The 15376-nt window shown below is 60.2% G+C and carries 12 protein-coding genes; 2 read left to right on the top strand and 10 right to left on the bottom strand.

The window, feature by feature from the left end; all coding sequences use genetic code 11:
* Positions 1-67: 67 nt before the first annotated feature.
* From PSV43_RS14855 to PSV43_RS14825, 7 genes are all read right to left on the bottom strand, one after another.
* On the bottom strand, positions 68-838 hold the full coding sequence (locus PSV43_RS14855) for a hypothetical protein (RefSeq protein WP_300198759.1): 771 nt from the start codon (positions 836-838) through the stop codon (positions 68-70).
* Positions 839-840: 2 nt separating this feature from the next.
* Entirely contained in the window at positions 841-1710 is an 870-nt protein-coding gene (locus PSV43_RS14850) for a GDSL-type esterase/lipase family protein (protein WP_300198757.1), read from the bottom strand.
* A gap of 92 nt (positions 1711-1802) precedes the next feature.
* The gene (locus PSV43_RS14845) at positions 1803-3950 is read right to left on the bottom strand and encodes a c-type cytochrome domain-containing protein (protein WP_300198754.1); all 2148 of its coding nucleotides are present in this window, start codon (positions 3948-3950) and stop codon (positions 1803-1805) included.
* Positions 3947-5992, bottom strand: coding sequence for a hypothetical protein (locus PSV43_RS14840; RefSeq protein WP_300198752.1), 2046 nt, complete (start codon positions 5990-5992; stop codon positions 3947-3949). Before PSV43_RS14840 ends, PSV43_RS14845 begins: the two co-directional genes overlap by 4 nt.
* Before the next feature lie 11 nt (positions 5993-6003).
* Positions 6004-8202 carry a DUF1549 and DUF1553 domain-containing protein gene (locus PSV43_RS14835; protein WP_300198750.1) on the bottom strand — a complete coding sequence of 733 codons (2199 nt, stop codon included), beginning with the start codon at positions 8200-8202 and terminating at the stop codon, positions 6004-6006.
* Positions 8203-8306: 104 nt separating this feature from the next.
* Positions 8307-9158 (bottom strand): hypothetical protein, encoded by an 852-nt coding sequence (locus PSV43_RS14830; RefSeq protein ID WP_300198749.1) that lies wholly within the window; start codon positions 9156-9158, stop codon positions 8307-8309.
* An 8-nt stretch (positions 9159-9166) separates the two neighbouring features.
* Positions 9167-10507: a DUF1501 domain-containing protein gene (locus PSV43_RS14825; RefSeq protein WP_300198747.1), complete on the bottom strand. Its 1341-nt coding sequence runs from the start codon at positions 10505-10507 to the stop codon at positions 9167-9169.
* Positions 10508-10577: 70 nt separating this feature from the next.
* Between PSV43_RS14825 and PSV43_RS14820 the strand changes: the two genes are divergently transcribed.
* Together PSV43_RS14820 and PSV43_RS14815 are read left to right on the top strand one after the other, a co-directional pair.
* Entirely contained in the window at positions 10578-11582 is a 1005-nt protein-coding gene (locus PSV43_RS14820; RefSeq protein WP_300198745.1) for a hypothetical protein, read from the top strand.
* Positions 11579-12469, top strand: a complete 891-nt coding sequence (locus PSV43_RS14815) for an MBL fold metallo-hydrolase (protein ID WP_300198742.1) — start codon at positions 11579-11581, stop codon at positions 12467-12469. Before PSV43_RS14820 ends, PSV43_RS14815 begins: the two co-directional genes overlap by 4 nt.
* A 7-nt stretch (positions 12470-12476) precedes the next feature.
* Here PSV43_RS14815 and PSV43_RS14810 read toward each other — a convergent pair whose 3' ends face one another.
* From PSV43_RS14810 to PSV43_RS14800, 3 genes are all read right to left on the bottom strand, one after another.
* The gene (locus PSV43_RS14810) at positions 12477-13916 is read right to left on the bottom strand and encodes a DUF1501 domain-containing protein (RefSeq protein ID WP_300198739.1); all 1440 of its coding nucleotides are present in this window, start codon (positions 13914-13916) and stop codon (positions 12477-12479) included.
* 44 nt (positions 13917-13960) lie between these two features.
* A complete protein-coding gene (locus tag PSV43_RS14805) occupies positions 13961-14143 on the bottom strand; it encodes a hypothetical protein (protein ID WP_300198735.1) in 183 nt (60 codons plus the stop codon).
* A 47-nt stretch (positions 14144-14190) separates the two neighbouring features.
* Positions 14191-15376: DUF1501 domain-containing protein (locus tag PSV43_RS14800; protein WP_300198733.1), on the bottom strand; the 1186-nt coding region annotated here is incomplete at its 5' end.

The raw sequence follows: 15376 nt of genomic DNA, 5'->3' as shown, positions 1-15376 counted from the left end.
ACTCCGCCTTACTTCCGCGCCGGGAGATACTTTGCCAGATGGCGCATGGCGATCGCTTTGCAGCGCATCACTTCACTTTCCAAATTTTCACGTCGTCGATCCACACGGTATTGGGCACCAAGAAGCTGAACCAGCGTTTCATGGGATGGGCGTATCCTTCCGAGTGATGACTGCCGATCACCTTGCCGTCGAGGCTGAGGCGCATTTCGTCACCCTCGGTGACGAGGACGAGTTCATGCCATTCGTGGTCGGCCTTCCACGGGACGACCACTTTCTTGGAGTTGAGCAGGGCTTCGAACTCAGCAGGCGGCTTTACTTTGCGGGCCAGGAAGTCATCGCGCTTCTTTTTGACCTCCAGGTTCATGGTGCCGGTTTTGTGATCGATCAGCGTGATGCTGCTCTGACTCAAAATGCCGTAGCAGAGATGCCCGGCGTGAACGCCTTTCAATTCGCGGTCCACAAAGCCAAGCTGCAGCGATTCGCCTTGTGAGAGGCCGGGAAAGCGGAAGCGGATCACCGCGCCGCCATCGGTGAATCCGGCCTCGTGGTGGATATGCGCGGCATGCTTTGCCTCTTTGGAGGCACTGGCTATTTTCAAGCTGCCCTCATCGAGATCGGCCATCTTGGTCTTCGGCACGCGATCCGCCGTGGCGCTGTTCCAGCCATTGCCGATGGCTTTGGCGAGATTGCCATCCTCCTCACGCTCGAAGGCGTCATGGAAGATCATGTGGCCTTTTTCGCGCAGCCATGCGGCGTCATCACGCGGCGTGGGAGTGTCTGCTGCATGAAAGGCCGCCAGCGGAGCCAGCAGCAGAGTGGTGAAAAGGAATGACTTCATGCTTACTTCGGTGTGCTGACTCCTTTGGCCTTGGCGGCTGCTTCCCTGGCTTTCTTTTCAGCGGCAGCTTTGGCTTTCGCTTCTGCAGCTTTCTGCGCGGCCATGATACCGGCGACTTCGAGCGGCTGCCAGGCGGCTTTGGCTTTGTCGAGTTCGGCGGCATTGAGGCCGAGCGCCTGCAGCACACCGATGGCCATGAGCTTGTTGCCTTCCACATTCATGTGGACGCCATCGCTGGTGAGGACTTTCACGTTCGGCTTGTTCTCGGCCTTGATGCGCTCCTGAAACATGGTGTTCAGGTCTGCCAGAGGGAGATGCTTTTCCTTGGCGAGATCACGCAGGAAGGCGTTGTAGGGCGCGAGCAGGCCGTTCTCTTTGCTGTCGAGATTTTCCTGAATCACGGTGGCCGTGAGCATGACCGGCTTCACGCCTGCGGCCTGCGCCTGATCGATGATGGCGGTGATGTTCTTCTTGTAGGTGCCACGGGCGGCGACCTTGTCATCGTACGTGCCGCTCTTCGTCATGGCATCATCGAGAGGCACGCCGCGCGGACCGTGCCAGACGTCGTTCACGCCGCAGCTCAGGGTCATCCACTGCGGCTTTTTGCTCAGCACGTCCTTGTCGAGGCGTGCGAGCATCTGATCGGATTTATGACCGCTGATACCTGCGGGCACAGGCTCTGCTTTGATGCCATTGGCTTCAAGACCGGCGATCACCAGACGCACATAGCCTGCGGGAATGCCCCAGCCGCCTGCTGTGATGGAGTCACCGAGGAAGGCGATTTTCTCGCCGCTTTTCACAGTGATTTCTGCTTTGCCAAAAGTGGGAACGAGAAGGGCTGCAGCGAGAACGGGAAGAAGATGGGTGCGCATGATGGGTTGGAGGTGGGAATGAATACAGCAAGCAAACGAAGCGCCTGCTGCATCCTTTCTCCCGGCTTCACCCTGCGCGCGGATTGCACCTCTCAGGGTTTGAAAACAGCGATTTCTTTCGCGGTAGCGACATCCCAGGCGCGGACGATGCCGTCTTGATCGCCGCCGAGCACCACATCGCCGGAGCGGGTGGTGGCGAGGGATTGGAGGAAGGAGGTGGCACCTGGAAATTGTTTCACCACGCCGCCGTCGCTGGTGATGAGGCGGAGCTTGGTGTCGCCGGCGCTGGTGGCGAACTGATCGGCGGCACCGAGGTAGTGGATGCCGGTGACTTCCTTGTCCCAGCCATCGACGCTCTTGCGGCGGTCGCCGGTGGTCCAATCCCAGACTTTAACGACGTTGTCGGCACCGCTGCTGGCGAGCAGGCGGCCATCAGCACGCCATGAAACGCCGAGGACGTGGTGGGTGTGGCCTTCGAAAACCTTCACGACTTTGCCGGTGCTCAAGTCAGTGATGCGCAGAGCTTTGTCCGCGCCGCCAGAGGCGAGGAGCTTGCCGTCAGGCGAGAAGTCGAGAGCGAAGATGCTGTCGAGGTGGCGTTCGGCATAGTTCTTGGTGAGCTTGCCCGTCGCCACATCCCACAGGGTGATGTCGCCGCTGCGAGAAGGCTCGCCGCTGCCGATGGCAAGCGTTTTACCGTCGGGGCTGAAAGCGAGACTGTTCGCACGGTCGGTGATCAGAGATTCGCCATCGCCGGTGCCGAAGGTGCGTTCTAGGGTCCAAGTCCCACTGGTGCTACCGGGAACGATGGGCTTGCCATTCACAGTGCTCCAGGCGAGCGGCGGACCGCTTTCCTGTTCGGCGATGAGTTCGAGACCATTTGCGGAGAACTGGAGTGATTTGGCCTTCTTGAGTCCTGTTGTGATTGTTTTGGCGATGAGGTCACGATCCGCATTCGCTTTCACTGCTGCCTTCTTCACCACTTCGAGATGTGCCTTGGCATCCAGGACGGCCAGTTTGGCTTTCTTTTCGTTTTCGGTGACGAGTTTGATTTCATTCGCGGTATCCGTGATCGCGGTTTCGGCACGTGTGAGAGATTCCTGCGCGAGCTTGAGATCCGCGGCTGCCTTGGTGGCTTTTTCCTGCGCTTCGGTGTTCTTTTTGGCCAATGCCGCGTCGGGCTTGTCTTGTGGTATCTTGGCGAGTTGATCGGCGATTTCTTTTGCGCCCTTTTCCGCAGCGGCGTTGGCGTCTGACTTGGGCTTGATGTCCTTCTTCTTATCTTCGAGCGCCTTCTTCGCGAGTTCGGCCAGCTCGTTGGCTTTCTTCAGGCGATTCGTCTGCTCGGTGGCATTGGTCTCGGTTTTTTTGATGGCTTCGTTTTGATACGTTACTTCCAGCGCCGCGCGCACAGCGGTGAGGCTGTGCTGAGCAACAGCCTGCTCAGCGGTGAGGTCGGATTTGATGTGGGCGATCAGTTTGCCACCGGTGGTTTCGGTCAGTTTGATCGAGTTGTCGGCTTCCTGTGTCGCGGTGAGTTTGGCTGAAGGGGCGAGGGCGGGAGCTGCGGGTGTTGTGTGCTTCCACAGTTTCACTTCGCGAAAGCTGCCGGTGGCGAGGCGGGTGCCGTCTGGGCTGAAGGCGAGCGCCTGCACGAGATCGCGATGGGCGACACCGGGCTGCTTGTAGAGGCCGGATTTGAGCAGGGTTTCGTCCGTGAGCTTGGTGATGAGACTTTGCGTGGGCAGATGGTAGATGCTGATCTGATTGGCCCGGGCAGCTGCCGCAAAGTCACCCTGCGGTGCAACGGCGATGGCGTAGATGGGCTGCAAGCCTGCTGGCAGCGGCTCCCATGCGATGACCTGCACTTTTTTGGGTGAGGCTTTCGCGCCTTGATCAATCCAGGCTTTGAAGAGCGCGAGCTGTTCCGCGCTGAGATTCACTGCGCCGACTTTGTTGCCTTTCGGCGGCATCTCGGAGTCCCAGGTGTGTGCAGCGGCCTGATACATGACGCTGTCCGCGCCTTTGCCGGGAATGATGCCTTTGTCGCTTTCGCCGCCCTTCGCCATGAGCTCGGGCGTCTCCATGTTGAGACCGCCTTTGGTCGTGGTCTTGTTGTGGCAGGCGATGCAGTTGTCCTTCAAAAACGGACGGACTTGCTGGTCGTAGTCGATGGCCGCTGGCGATGCGGCCATGACGAATGACGAATGTAGAATGGCGAGTGGAAGGATGATTCTCATTTCTTGGCGACCTCCTTCACGCGGATGCGGATGGGATTGGAATAGACGATGAAGGTGGCTTCTTTGGCGGCAGACTTCGCGGCGAGGTCTTTGACGAGCTTGTCGGCGGTGGCTTTGGCGGCGTCTGATGACTTGAGGGCGGCGGTGGCGGCTTTGACGAGTTCGGCCTTTTTGGGCGTGGCGTCGGCATTGGCGGTGGCGAGCTGCTGTTTGGCTGCGGCTTGAGCTTCAGCTGCTTTTTTGGCGGCGGATTCGGCGGCACTGAGTTCTTCGAGACCACGACGGAATTTCATTTTCGCGGGACCTTGAAGGATGAAGCCGTAGTCTCCAGGGGCGAGCTTGAGCGCTTTCACATCGAGGGTGAATTTGCCTGCGGCGGCTTTGGCAGGGATGTCGGCTTCAGGAGCTTTGGCAACGTCGATGAGGCCGAGGGCTTTGAGCTTGAGGGCGTCGGTGAAGTCGGCATGACGGGTGACTTTGAGGGCGATGTCGAGCTTGGCGTCGGCGGCGACTTCGAGGATGTCTGTTTTCTCCGTCTGCACGAAAGCGGGGGCCAGCTGCGTGCTGACGCCGAGAGCGGGGGAGCCAGTGGTGCGGGAGAGAGTGTTGTCCCGGGCGGCGTCGGCAACGGCGAAGCTCGCGTAGTGGCTCTGCGGAATCTCGCTGAGAATGCTGGCTCCGGCAGGGGCATCGGCGCTGGCTTGAAAAGCGATGTAGCCGAGTGACTGGCCTTTGCCGATGAAGCCGCCGAGGCAGGTGACGCCTGCGGGGAGCTTGACGGCTTTGAGCTCGATGGGTTCGCTCAGGGCGTTGCGATTGGGGGCGATGATTTCGAGGGCGGCGATGCCTCCGCGTGGGATGTTGGCGCTGCCGATTTCGGCCCCCTTGGCCTTGGCTCCGGGCAGGATGGGATTGAGGGCAATGAGAGACGCGGGCTTGGGTGTCTCTTTGAGAATGCGCAGCTCGTAGGGCTGCATGGTGGCGGAGTTGTCGTTGATGGAGATGCGGAAGGTGCCGTCGGCCTTGGCCACGTAGGCGTAGGAGGGATCTCGATTTACGAAAGCGAGGTACGGCGCTGGCGTGATGGCGGGTGCGTCGGCGACTTCCGCCTGCGGCGTGAGAGTGCCGTCGGGTTTTAGATTTTCGATGACGAGATGCGGATCGGTGGAGTGGCCGAGCTGCTGGGAGTGAACTTCGAGAATGAATTGATCACCCGCTTTAAAAGCGAGATCGAACATGCGCGGCTGGCCTTGCTCAGGAAACTGATCGCGGATGACATCGCCAATCTTGACGCTGATGGGAGGCACGGGATGCGGCCCATAGGGAGAGCCCGACAAGGGGGCCAGCTTCATCAGATCCAGAGTCACACGGAATGCATAATCATCGCCAGTACGGTACATCAGGTCATTGAGGCGCAGGCGATAGGTGCCATCGGCGGGAGGAACGAAGGGCATGACGCCATGGCGCATGCGAGCGATCTCTTTGCCGCTGGTGTTGGTGATGGCACCGGAGATTTCGGTGCGGGTGTCAAAACGATGGCCATCGTAGCTGGCGATGATGGACTGGCCTTTTTTGGCCTCGAAGGTGAACCACTGCGGTGAGTTGGATTTGAAGGCGCCCTGAATGACGGAACCGACGGCTACTTTGAGAGCTTGGTCGGGCTTCGCGTTTGTCCCCGGGGAGGTGATGGAGTCGAGTGCGCTGATTTCAAACACACGCGGATTGGAGACACCGTAGTGGCCGACGAAGCGGAGATCGTAAAGCGCGGGTTTGAGGTCCGCAGGGAGAGCGATGCTGAAGATGTTTGGCTTGAGGCTCTTGAGGGGAATGACACGCTCGTTAAGCAGGATGGACTGCGGGCCATCGAGATCAGCGCCGCGCAGGGTGAGCTCGACTGAGGAGCCGGGCTTGCCGCCGAGCGGGGAGATGGAGATGAGTGTCGGAGATGGGAAGGTGGATTGAGAGAGCGCTGGGGCAGCGAAGGCCAGCAGAACTGCAAATTGTAAACCGAGAACTGAGAACTGAAAATGGGAGGAAGGCATGATGCGGGCGCTTAGTGATTGAACAAAAACTCCTTCGTGTTCAGCAGCGCCCAGAGGATGTCTTCGTAGGCTTCCTTTTTGCCTTTCAAGGCTTCGTCGCCGGCCTTGCCTGAGGTTTTCTTGTCGAGATGGGTGTGGGCGAATTTGACTTCGGCGGGGTTGGGGTCGCGGCTGAGGGCGATGTGATAGAGGTCGGTGATCTTGTCGTCGTCGGGGCGTGTGTCCTTGGTGAGGGTGTCGGCACGACCGTTGCCACGGGAAAGCTGGGTCTGGATTTCGGCCGCGTTCAGCAGGTGCAGACTCTGGGCGAGACTGGCCTCCTGGGTGCGCTCGCATTCGCAGGCGCTGGAGGAGTCGGGACGACCGAAGACACTGAGGAAGTAGGTGCTTTGGTTGTAGCTGTTGTCCGGCAGGGCGACGGCACGTGTGCCGGGGGCCTGACCGGCGAACGTGGTCTGGGTATCGAGCAGTGTGTTGACGGAGTCGTAGAGGACTTCGGCGTTGAGGCGCTTCGGATAGTAGCGGCTGAAATTCTGACGGTCCTTGGCGTTGTGCGCATTTGGAATGGCGCTGAGCTGGTAGGTGGTGGAATTGGCGATGGTGCGGATGAGCTGCTTCAAATCGTAGCCGCTCTTCACAAAATCCGCCGCGAGTGCGCTGAGCAGTTCGGGGTTCACCGGAGGGTTGGTCTCACGCATGTCGTCCTCGGGTTCGACCAGGCCGCGATTGAAGAAGTGCTTCCAGTAACGATTTACCAAGGTGTGGGCAAAGAATGCATTGTCCTTCTGGCTCATCCATTCGCCGAGCGCCTGACGGGGATCCTGTTCTGGTTTCAGCTTCAAGGCCTGACCGCCGAGGCTGGTGGGAGTGACGGCCTCCTTGGTGCGGATGTTCGTGGTCTGCGCAACGCCGCGTTTGCTGAAGATCATTTCCTCCGTGGCAAAGGACGAAGGCTTGCGGCTGACTTTGCTGAAGAAGGCGGCGAAGCCGTAGTAGTCCTGCTGGCTCCACTTCTCGAAGGGATGATGATGGCACTGCGCGCACTGCATGCGGGTGCCAAGGAAGAGCTGCGCGACGTCCTCCATCTGCTGCTTCATGTCTTTGACCTGACGATACCAGGCGACAGGGGGATTTTGGTCGAGATCACCGGAGGCGGAGACGACTTCGCGCACGAACTTGTCGTAAGGTTTGTTGTCGGCGATGCTGTCGCGAATCCACGAGTAGAAGAGGTAGCTGCCGCGTGCATACATGGGCTGCGTGCGCTGATTGCGCAGGAGGGCGCTCCACTTGTTGGCGAAGTATTCGGCGTAGTCCGGGCTGTCGAGCAGGCGGTCGATGAGGGCGCTGCGCTTGGTGGCGTCTTTGGAGGCCATGAAGTCCTTCATTTCTGCGGCGGTGGGGAGGCGGCCGGTGATGTCGAGGGTGACGCGACGGATGAAGGTGCCGTCGTCAGCGATGCCGGAGGGTGGCATGCCGATGGTCTTCAATTTCGCGAAGACGAGGTCGTCCACAAACCCGCGTGAGGCGGGCAGTGTGTCCACCGGAGCGCCGAGCGGCACGGTGGCGCGGAAGGTGGACACCTTGCCCTGATAGCGGATCATCACGGCGACATCGCCGGGCAGATCATAGAGCTGCACGCGGCCGGTTTCATTCGTCTCGGCCATCGCTTTTTCGTTGGCTTCATAGAGAGCGCGTTTGGTGACGTCGCGGGTGGTGCCGTCGGTGTAGTGTGCGGTGACCTTGAGCTGCTGCGCGGCTTTGAGGGGCATGGTGAGCTTGGCAGGCTCGACGCTGATGCTTGCCATCTTGGGATCGCTGTCCTTGCCGTAGGGCATGCCCTCGCGGATCCAGCGTGCGAGGTCGGCGTAGTCCTCGGACTTGGGATCGATTTTCTTGCCGCCGCCATGCGGGAGCTGCGCGGCGCCTTTGGTGAGCAGCAGGCTCTGCTCCGCCGCTGCGGGAAACACACGGCGTCCGCGCGCCTCCTTGACGATGTGCTCGTAGTCTTCCTGCGGCTCAAAGCCGAGGAGGGAGAGCTTGAAGCCGTTCTGCCCGCCGGATTTGCCATGGCAGCCGCCGCCGTTGCAACCGCCCTTGGTGAGGATGGGCATAATGTCGTTCGCGAAATTCAGCGGACGCAGAGCTTCCGCCGCGAAACAAGGTGCGGTGGCTGATAAAGCGGCGATGAGGATGAGACGTGAGAAGATCATGACAGGGAGAACCTACGGACTTCGAATGCGAATCTTGTCTTGGGAAGCAAAGTCCCTCACTTGGCCCAAGGAACGGCCCGGGGCACCTTGCGGTCCTTTTCAAGTCATGAGTCTGACCCAGGCTCGTTTTCCCAAGTCAGTGCGGCAAGGAATGCCTCCACAGAATCTGCCAGGATCAGGATGTCCCCAGGCTCCTCGGGGTCCGCCATGAAAATTTGATCGCTCTCATCTTTGCCTGGCTTCAGGAATATCCAGTTCTGATCATCGGCTATCGCGACAGGAACGATGTCGTAAGGCAGATCGCTTTCCGCGGCAGGCACGCAGTAGTCCCGGCGGAGAGGCTCAAACTCAATCGAGTGTTCCTCCGACTCCATGCCTCGAAGGCATGGGAAGGCCTGCACTTGGCGAGGAACTTCGTAAATTTTTTTCAATGCCTCAGGAATCGGCCGCGCCAAGTGCTCCGCGTAAAACGCCCAGTCTGGATGTAGAAGGGCGTCGATCCGGGCCTGCTTGAATCCTTCGATTTCTCTCCATGTCAGACCTTCACCCCGCATTGCATGCCGCAAGACGAACCACCCGAACGCAGACATTCCAGCAAAGACAAGCAGCCCCGGCACATTCTTGAGCATGCTGTAGTCTGCTTTCGCCCATGCAGACCATGTCGCGAGCGCAATCACAGCAGAACCGGTCACTAGGCAGACAACGCCGAAACAGCCTAGCGGTGTGCCCACCAACACTCGCAGAACCAGGCCGATGAACCCGCGCGGATTTTCAAAGTGAATTTCATCACGGGCCTGCCGCGCTGTGAAGAACAACACCACAGGGCCAGCCAAAAACATCCAAAAGCACACGACAATGGACAACCATTCAGGGAATGTTTTCCCCAAACGGGCCCATAGAACGAAGACAGCGATAAACAGCGCCAGGACAGCGAAGAAGATCTTGGTACGAGGCATGCGATCCATCACACCAGTTCTGGCATCGGAAGATGGCCATCGACGAGGTATTGCGGTCTGCCGGTGAGATCGGTGAGGGTGGCTTTGGTCACGTCGATGCCCATCTGCTTGTAGAGGGTGGCGAAGACTTCGCCAAAGGCGACGGGGCGTTCGGTGGGCTCGCCCGCTTGTTTGTCGGTGGCACCGATGACCTGACCGTGGCGCATGCCGCCGCAGGCTAGGAGTGCGGAGGCGACGCGCGGCCAGTGGTCGCGGCCGCCTTTGGCATTGATTAATGGCGTGCGGCCAAATTCGCCCCAGACGACGACGGAGACATCTTTGTCCAAACCGCGCTCGTGCAGATCGGCGATGAGGGCGGTGAGTCCGCTGTCGAGCAGCGGCAGGTCTTCGCGCAACTGGCCGAAGTTGTTGGAATGGTAGTCCCAGCGGCTGAAGGCGAGTGTGACGACGCGTGCGCCGGCTTCGACGAGACGACGCGCGGCAAGGAAGTGCTCGGGCAAGCGAGGACCGCCGTCGTCGCGGTTGCGGTTTTCGCCTTTGCCGTAGCGCGCGACGACGCGCGGATCTTCACGGCTCAAATCGAGGGCTTGGATCAACTTCGGACTCGTGAGCACATTGAGCGCCTGCTCATTGAAGACATCGACGCCACCCATGAGGCCGGTGGCATCCATGTCACGACGCAGATTGTCAAAGCTGGAGAGCAGTGACTTGCGATCGCGCAGGCGATCCATCGTGATGCCGTGAAGCGCCATGTCTCCCGTGCCACCGCCGCGATTCGCTTGGAAGGGCGCATGCGCGACGCCGAGGAAGCCCGGCTCACCGGTGCGCGCCCATTCCATGTGGCCCATCTTTGGCGCGAGACCGACGAAGGGCGGCATGGCGGGATTTGCGCTGCCCTGCAAGCGGGAGACGATGGAGCCGAAGGAAGGCCAGCCACCGGGAGGTTGCTGCTTGGAGTTGCGGCCGGTGAGACACTGGAAGGCATCGTGGCGCACATCACAGTCGGCCAGCGAGCGGATGAGGGTGCACTTGTCCATCATCTTGGCGAGACGCGGCAGATGCTCGCAAATCTGGATGCCGGGGACGTTGGTAGAGATGGGTTTGAACTCGCCGCGGATCTCGCTCGGCGCGTCCGGCTTCATGTCGAACATGTCCTGATGCGACGGGCCGCCGGGCAGGAAGATCATGATGACGGCCTTGTGCGACTTGCCTGTCTTCTGCGCGGACTCGGCACGCAGCACATCATTCAACGACAGCCCGCCCATGGCAAGCCCGCCGATCTTGAGGAAGTTTCGACGCGACACACCATCGCAATAGCCGCCGCTGGGATGTGAGTAGAGATTGAGCATGAATGATGAGGGACCACTAACCTACGCAGACAATGACAGCTCTCTTGCCAGTGGAGCGTTGTTAGGCAGCATGAGCGGACTGATCGGGCACACGATGTATGGCATCCTCGCGGCGAAAGCGGCGCAGGGACGCGGGCTGGCGGTGTCGCCCATCATTGAGCGGCATCTGCCGAGCTTTCTCTGTGCTGCCTATCTCGGCTGCGACATTCAGGTCATGCCTGAAGCCGTGTGTGTGGACACCGGACGCGAGGTCGGCTTTGGCACCGTGCCGCTGGGAAAAAGTCCGCTCACGGGTGGTGCGGTGAAGCAATGGGCACTGGAGCATGAAGGGCGCAACTACCGGCCCAAAGAGATTCATGGTCTGTTTTATGGCCGCTCGCATCTCGTCTTCGGCTGGTCGGCAGCGGAGGTTAGCCTGGGTGTGCCGTGGGATCATCTGGCCGACTACTGCGCGCTGGCGATCCGCGATGACATGACCAGCGAGCGCGGCCTGGCCTATGCGCTGGGCTGGATGGTTCACATTGTGGGCGATTCGCTGATCAAATCCGTGCAGCCGGGCATCCGCATGCATCTGCTGGATGGTGTTTACACCCCGCGAAACCGCGTGGTGCAGGATCAGTTCACGTATCACACGATTGGCGGCGAACTGGGCATCGACTGGGTCAAAACTTTCCGCGACATGGCGGCAACGCCTGTGGAGCCCATCCAATTACACTACATGCGCATTGCTGGGAAGAGGGGTAGGCTTGGACAAGTTTTCGACGATGGCTGGAAGCCGGAACTGCAGCCGCTGTTGAATGCGGTGCTCGTGGAGAATCGCCGCTGGCTGCCGCATCACACAGAAGACGTGCTCCGAGACGTGCAACGCGACAGCGAGGAGGCGAAACGCGTGAGCGGTGGGCTGGAGCATGCGCAGATGATTCAAATGGCGGAAGCGGCGGGCATGCGCGACACGCTGGTCACGATTGCGGAACAGTGCGCCGATTTGATGGAGCAAACCATCGCGCTGGTGCCCGAATGGCGGGATTTACCGCCGCAGCCGAAGAAGGGATGGAACCAACTCAAACACGAATGAAACACCTGCTGCTTTTACTCTGCGCCGCCACGCTGCACGCCAGCGACGGCAAGCTCATCGTCACCTACCTTGGCATGCCGGAGCATGGGCTGGCCATCGTGGTGCAAACGCCCTCCGGCAAAACGTGGATGATCGACACCGGCCATCAGTCGGACAAATATGATGCCGGTCGCGACACCATTGAACCGTTTCTCAAAGCTCGTGGCATCACACAGCTCGATGGCATCGCCATCAGCCATCCGCATGGCGATCACTACGGCGGTGCGCTCTGGCTGCTCGACCACCTGCCGGTGAAGACCTTTGTGGACACAGGTTATTCGGCACGCGGTCTTGCGCTGGCCTACAGCCGAATACGCCAGCACGCGCAGGAACGCGGTGCGAAATACATCACCGCCACCGAGGGCGACACGCTCGACTTTGGTCCTGAGCTGACCGTGGAAGTGCTTTCGCCACCGAAACAAATGCACAACACCGACACCGATCCCGCGAAGATCACCGAGCATGGCCTGCTGAATACGAACTCGCTCTTTCTACGCCTTCAACATGGCAAGAACGTCTTTTTCTTTCCCGGTGACGCCTACGGCACCGGGCAGCGCTACGTCTTGGAACATACTTCGCCTGAAAGACTCAAAGCCACGGTCGTTACCGCGCCGCATCATGGCTTCAACACCCATCCTGAGTTTGTGACCGCCACGAAGCCGAAATTCGCCATCGCCTCGTGCCTCGCCTTTTATGCAGGCAGCGAAGTGCCATCGCCTGGGGACAAATTGAAGGATCAGTTTGAGCCGCTGGGCACGAAGGTTTTCGTGACGGCTTGGAATGGGAACATCGAGATCACGTCTGATGGCGTGGATGTGACGGCGAAGACGGAGCGCGAAGGGAAGTGAGGCGCGACTAAGCCAGCCCTTTGATGGGGGAACCCATGTAGAGGGTGTGCGGACGACCGGTGAAGTCATGCCACATGAGATCGTTGGGGAGGCCGAGGGCCTCATAAATGGTGGCTGCGAGATTTTCGGGCGTCTGGGCATCGCTGACGGGATAACCGCCGATCTTGTCGGTTTCACCGATCACGCGACCGCCCTTGATGCCGCCGCCGGCGAGCAGGACGCTTTGTGTGTGGCCCCAGTGATCGCGACCCGGCAGGGCGGTGGCGGAGATGCTCTTAATTTTGGGCGTGCGGCCAAATTCGCCGCCCATGATGATGAGCGTTTCATCCAACTGGCCGCTGGCGTCGAGGTCTTCGATCAAGGCGCTCACGGCCTGATCCATCGGCGGGAGCAGGTAGTTTTTCAGATTGCCCCAAGCGGCTTGATGCGTGTCCCAGGTCTCGTTGTTGCCAAGATTTACCTGCACCATGCGCACGCCGCTTTGCACGAGCCTGCGGGCCATGAGGAGCGACCAGCCGTAGCTGTGGCGGCCGTAGCGGTCGAGCATCTTGGGATCGACTTTTTCCAGGCTGAAGGCGTCATGCACCTTGCGATTGCTCAGCAGGCCGATGGCCGCCTGCCGGGTGGAATCAAAGGCTTCATCACCGGCCAATGCGGTGAGATCCGAGGTTTGCTGCTCCAAGGCATTGCGCAATGAGACGCGGTCCATCACGCGATCCATCGTGAGCCCTTGCGGCAACGAGAGATGCGGGGCCTGGAAGAGCAGGGAGGGATCCGTCTCAAAGCCGCGCTCGTGATGGAAGAGGTATTTCGGATAAGCGCCGTAGTGCTTCGGATGGTAAGGCGACATCTGCAGGAACCACGGGTCATGCTGGGCACCGAGCGTGCCGGCAAACTGTCCGGCGAGCATGCGACCTTCGCGATGCACAAGCTTGTCTGGCAAAACAATGGCGGGCGGCAGGTTGTCTTTGCGCTTTGGCAGCAGTGCGGTGGCCAGTGCTGCCATGCTGGGATGGTCGGACTTTTTTGGCTTCGATGGATCAAAACCCAGCGGCGCATCGGTGCGACCGGTGAGCATGATGTGATGGCCCAGCGAGTGATCGCTGCTGCCATGTGTGAGCGAGCGCACCAGCGACCACTTTTCCGAGATGCGTGCGAGATTGGGCAGGTGCTCGCAGATGTGCAGGCCGGGGGTGCGGGTGCGAATGGGCTTGAACTCGCCACGGATCTCCATGGGGGCGTCAGGCTTCATGTCGAAGCTTTCATGCTGCGCGAGTCCGCCGGAAAGGAAGATGTAGATCACGGACTTCGCACGCTGCGGCTGCGTGGCAGCCGTCATCGCCTGAAGGGCGCTGAGATGGTTCATGCCGAGGCCGAGCAAACCCACCGCCCCGGCCTGAATGACTTCGCGGCGGGAGACGGGATGCGCTGGATGCGGGAAGGACATACGCCTACAAATACGCAGGCTGTCGCCAAGCCTTTCCAAACGGCCTACTTCCGGTTCCAGACACCCAGCTTGATCTTGTGATCAGGGGTAGCGGCATCCGCAGCAGACTTTTGCCGCAAAATCTTGGTCACCACCACTATCCCGTCCTGGACCACCACTCGCAGATCGGCTTCATCCCCTTCATTGAGGACCAAGCCTTCTGGAATGGTCGTTTTGATCGGATACATGGAGAGACTATACGCCTGCACTGGGCAGGGGCAAGACACCTTCCACCTCAAATCAGCTCCGGCATCGGCTGCCAGCCATCGGTCAAGAACTGCGGACGACCGGTCAGATCGTTGAGCGTGGTCTTAACGGCGTCGATGCCCATGTGCTTGTAGAGCGTGGCAAAGACTTCACCAAAATGGACCGGACGTTCGGTGGGTTCGCCGCCGAGTTTGTCGGTGGCTCCGATGACCTGTCCCGTGTTCAGTCCGCCGCCAGCAAGCAAGGCACCGCCGACGCGTGGCCAGTGGTCACGACCGCCGTCTTTGTTCATGAACGGAGTGCGGCCAAACTCGCCCCAGGCGACTACGGCGACGTCTTTGTCGAGTCCGCGCTCATGCAAATCTTCAACAAGGGCGCTCATGCCTTGATCGAACAATGGCAGGTGGCGGAGGAGTTGCGGGTAATTGTTGTCGTGGAAGTCCCAGCGGCCAAAATTCAGTGTGACCACGCGTGCGCCAGCTTCGACGAGGCGGCGGGCGAGCAGGAAGTGCTCAAGATTGAGCGGAGCGCCATCGCCGTAGTTTTTGGAGTCGCCCTTGCCGTAGCGTTCGCGGGTTTTGAGCTTCTCCTGGTTCAAATCGAGCGCGGTGAGCAGCTTGCTGGAGGTCAGCACATTGAGAGCCTGCTGATTGAAGGCGTCCATGCTGCCGACGAGGCCGCTGGAATCCATTTCGCGGCGGAATTTGTCAAAGCCGGTGAGCAGCGAGCGGCGGTCTTCGAGACGATCAAGTGTGATGCCATTGAGCTGGAGGTCATCCATGCCTGCTCCGTTCGGGCGGAAGGCGGCATGCGCATTGCCACAGAAGCCGGGATGCCCCGGCGATCCGTAAGGCGGATGTCCGGCCTTCGGAGCGAGGCCGATGAACGCTGGCATGGCGGGATCAGCCTGGCCTTTGAGCCTGGAAACGACCGAACCTAAGGAGGGCGGATCGGAAAGGCGTCCGACCGGGGCACCGCCACCGTTCGCGGGCGGGGCCTTGCCGGTGTAGCAGATGAAGCTGTCATGCGCGCCGTTCGGGGAGCCGTACATGCTGCGGATGGGCACCAGCTTGTCCATGATCTTGGCGAGACGCGGTGCGTGCTCGGAGATGTGGATGCCGGGGACGGCGGTCTTGATGGGTTTATAAGGGCCGCGGATCTCCAGCGGCGCGTCCATCTTCAAATCATACATGTCCTGATGCGGGGGCGCGCCG

Origin of the sequence: Prosthecobacter sp. (genome assembly GCF_029946185.1) — a bacterium.
Taxonomy (GTDB): domain Bacteria; phylum Verrucomicrobiota; class Verrucomicrobiia; order Verrucomicrobiales; family Verrucomicrobiaceae; genus Prosthecobacter.
The sequence above is the reverse complement of the archived record's forward strand: the minus strand, read 5'-3'. Positions and strand labels throughout refer to the sequence as shown.

Bases quoted from the DNA above. Each gene is read 5' to 3' on its own strand.
- PSV43_RS14855 (WP_300198759.1), bottom strand. From the start codon at position 838: ATGAAGTCATTCCTTTTCACCACTCTGCTGCTGGCTCCGCTGGCGGCC.
- PSV43_RS14850 (WP_300198757.1), bottom strand. From the start codon at position 1,710: ATGCGCACCCATCTTCTTCCCGTTCTCGCTGCAGCCCTTCTCGTTCCC.
- PSV43_RS14845 (WP_300198754.1), bottom strand. From the start codon at position 3,950: ATGAGAATCATCCTTCCACTCGCCATTCTACATTCGTCATTCGTCATG.
- PSV43_RS14840 (WP_300198752.1), bottom strand. From the start codon at position 5,992: ATGCCTTCCTCCCATTTTCAGTTCTCAGTTCTCGGTTTACAATTTGCA.
- PSV43_RS14835 (WP_300198750.1), bottom strand. From the start codon at position 8,202: ATGATCTTCTCACGTCTCATCCTCATCGCCGCTTTATCAGCCACCGCA.
- PSV43_RS14830 (WP_300198749.1), bottom strand. From the start codon at position 9,158: ATGCCTCGTACCAAGATCTTCTTCGCTGTCCTGGCGCTGTTTATCGCT.
- PSV43_RS14825 (WP_300198747.1), bottom strand. From the start codon at position 10,507: ATGCTCAATCTCTACTCACATCCCAGCGGCGGCTATTGCGATGGTGTG.
- PSV43_RS14820 (WP_300198745.1), top strand. From the start codon at position 10,578: ATGAGCGGACTGATCGGGCACACGATGTATGGCATCCTCGCGGCGAAA.
- PSV43_RS14815 (WP_300198742.1), top strand. From the start codon at position 11,579: ATGAAACACCTGCTGCTTTTACTCTGCGCCGCCACGCTGCACGCCAGC.
- PSV43_RS14810 (WP_300198739.1), bottom strand. From the start codon at position 13,916: ATGTCCTTCCCGCATCCAGCGCATCCCGTCTCCCGCCGCGAAGTCATT.
- PSV43_RS14805 (WP_300198735.1), bottom strand. From the start codon at position 14,143: ATGTATCCGATCAAAACGACCATTCCAGAAGGCTTGGTCCTCAATGAA.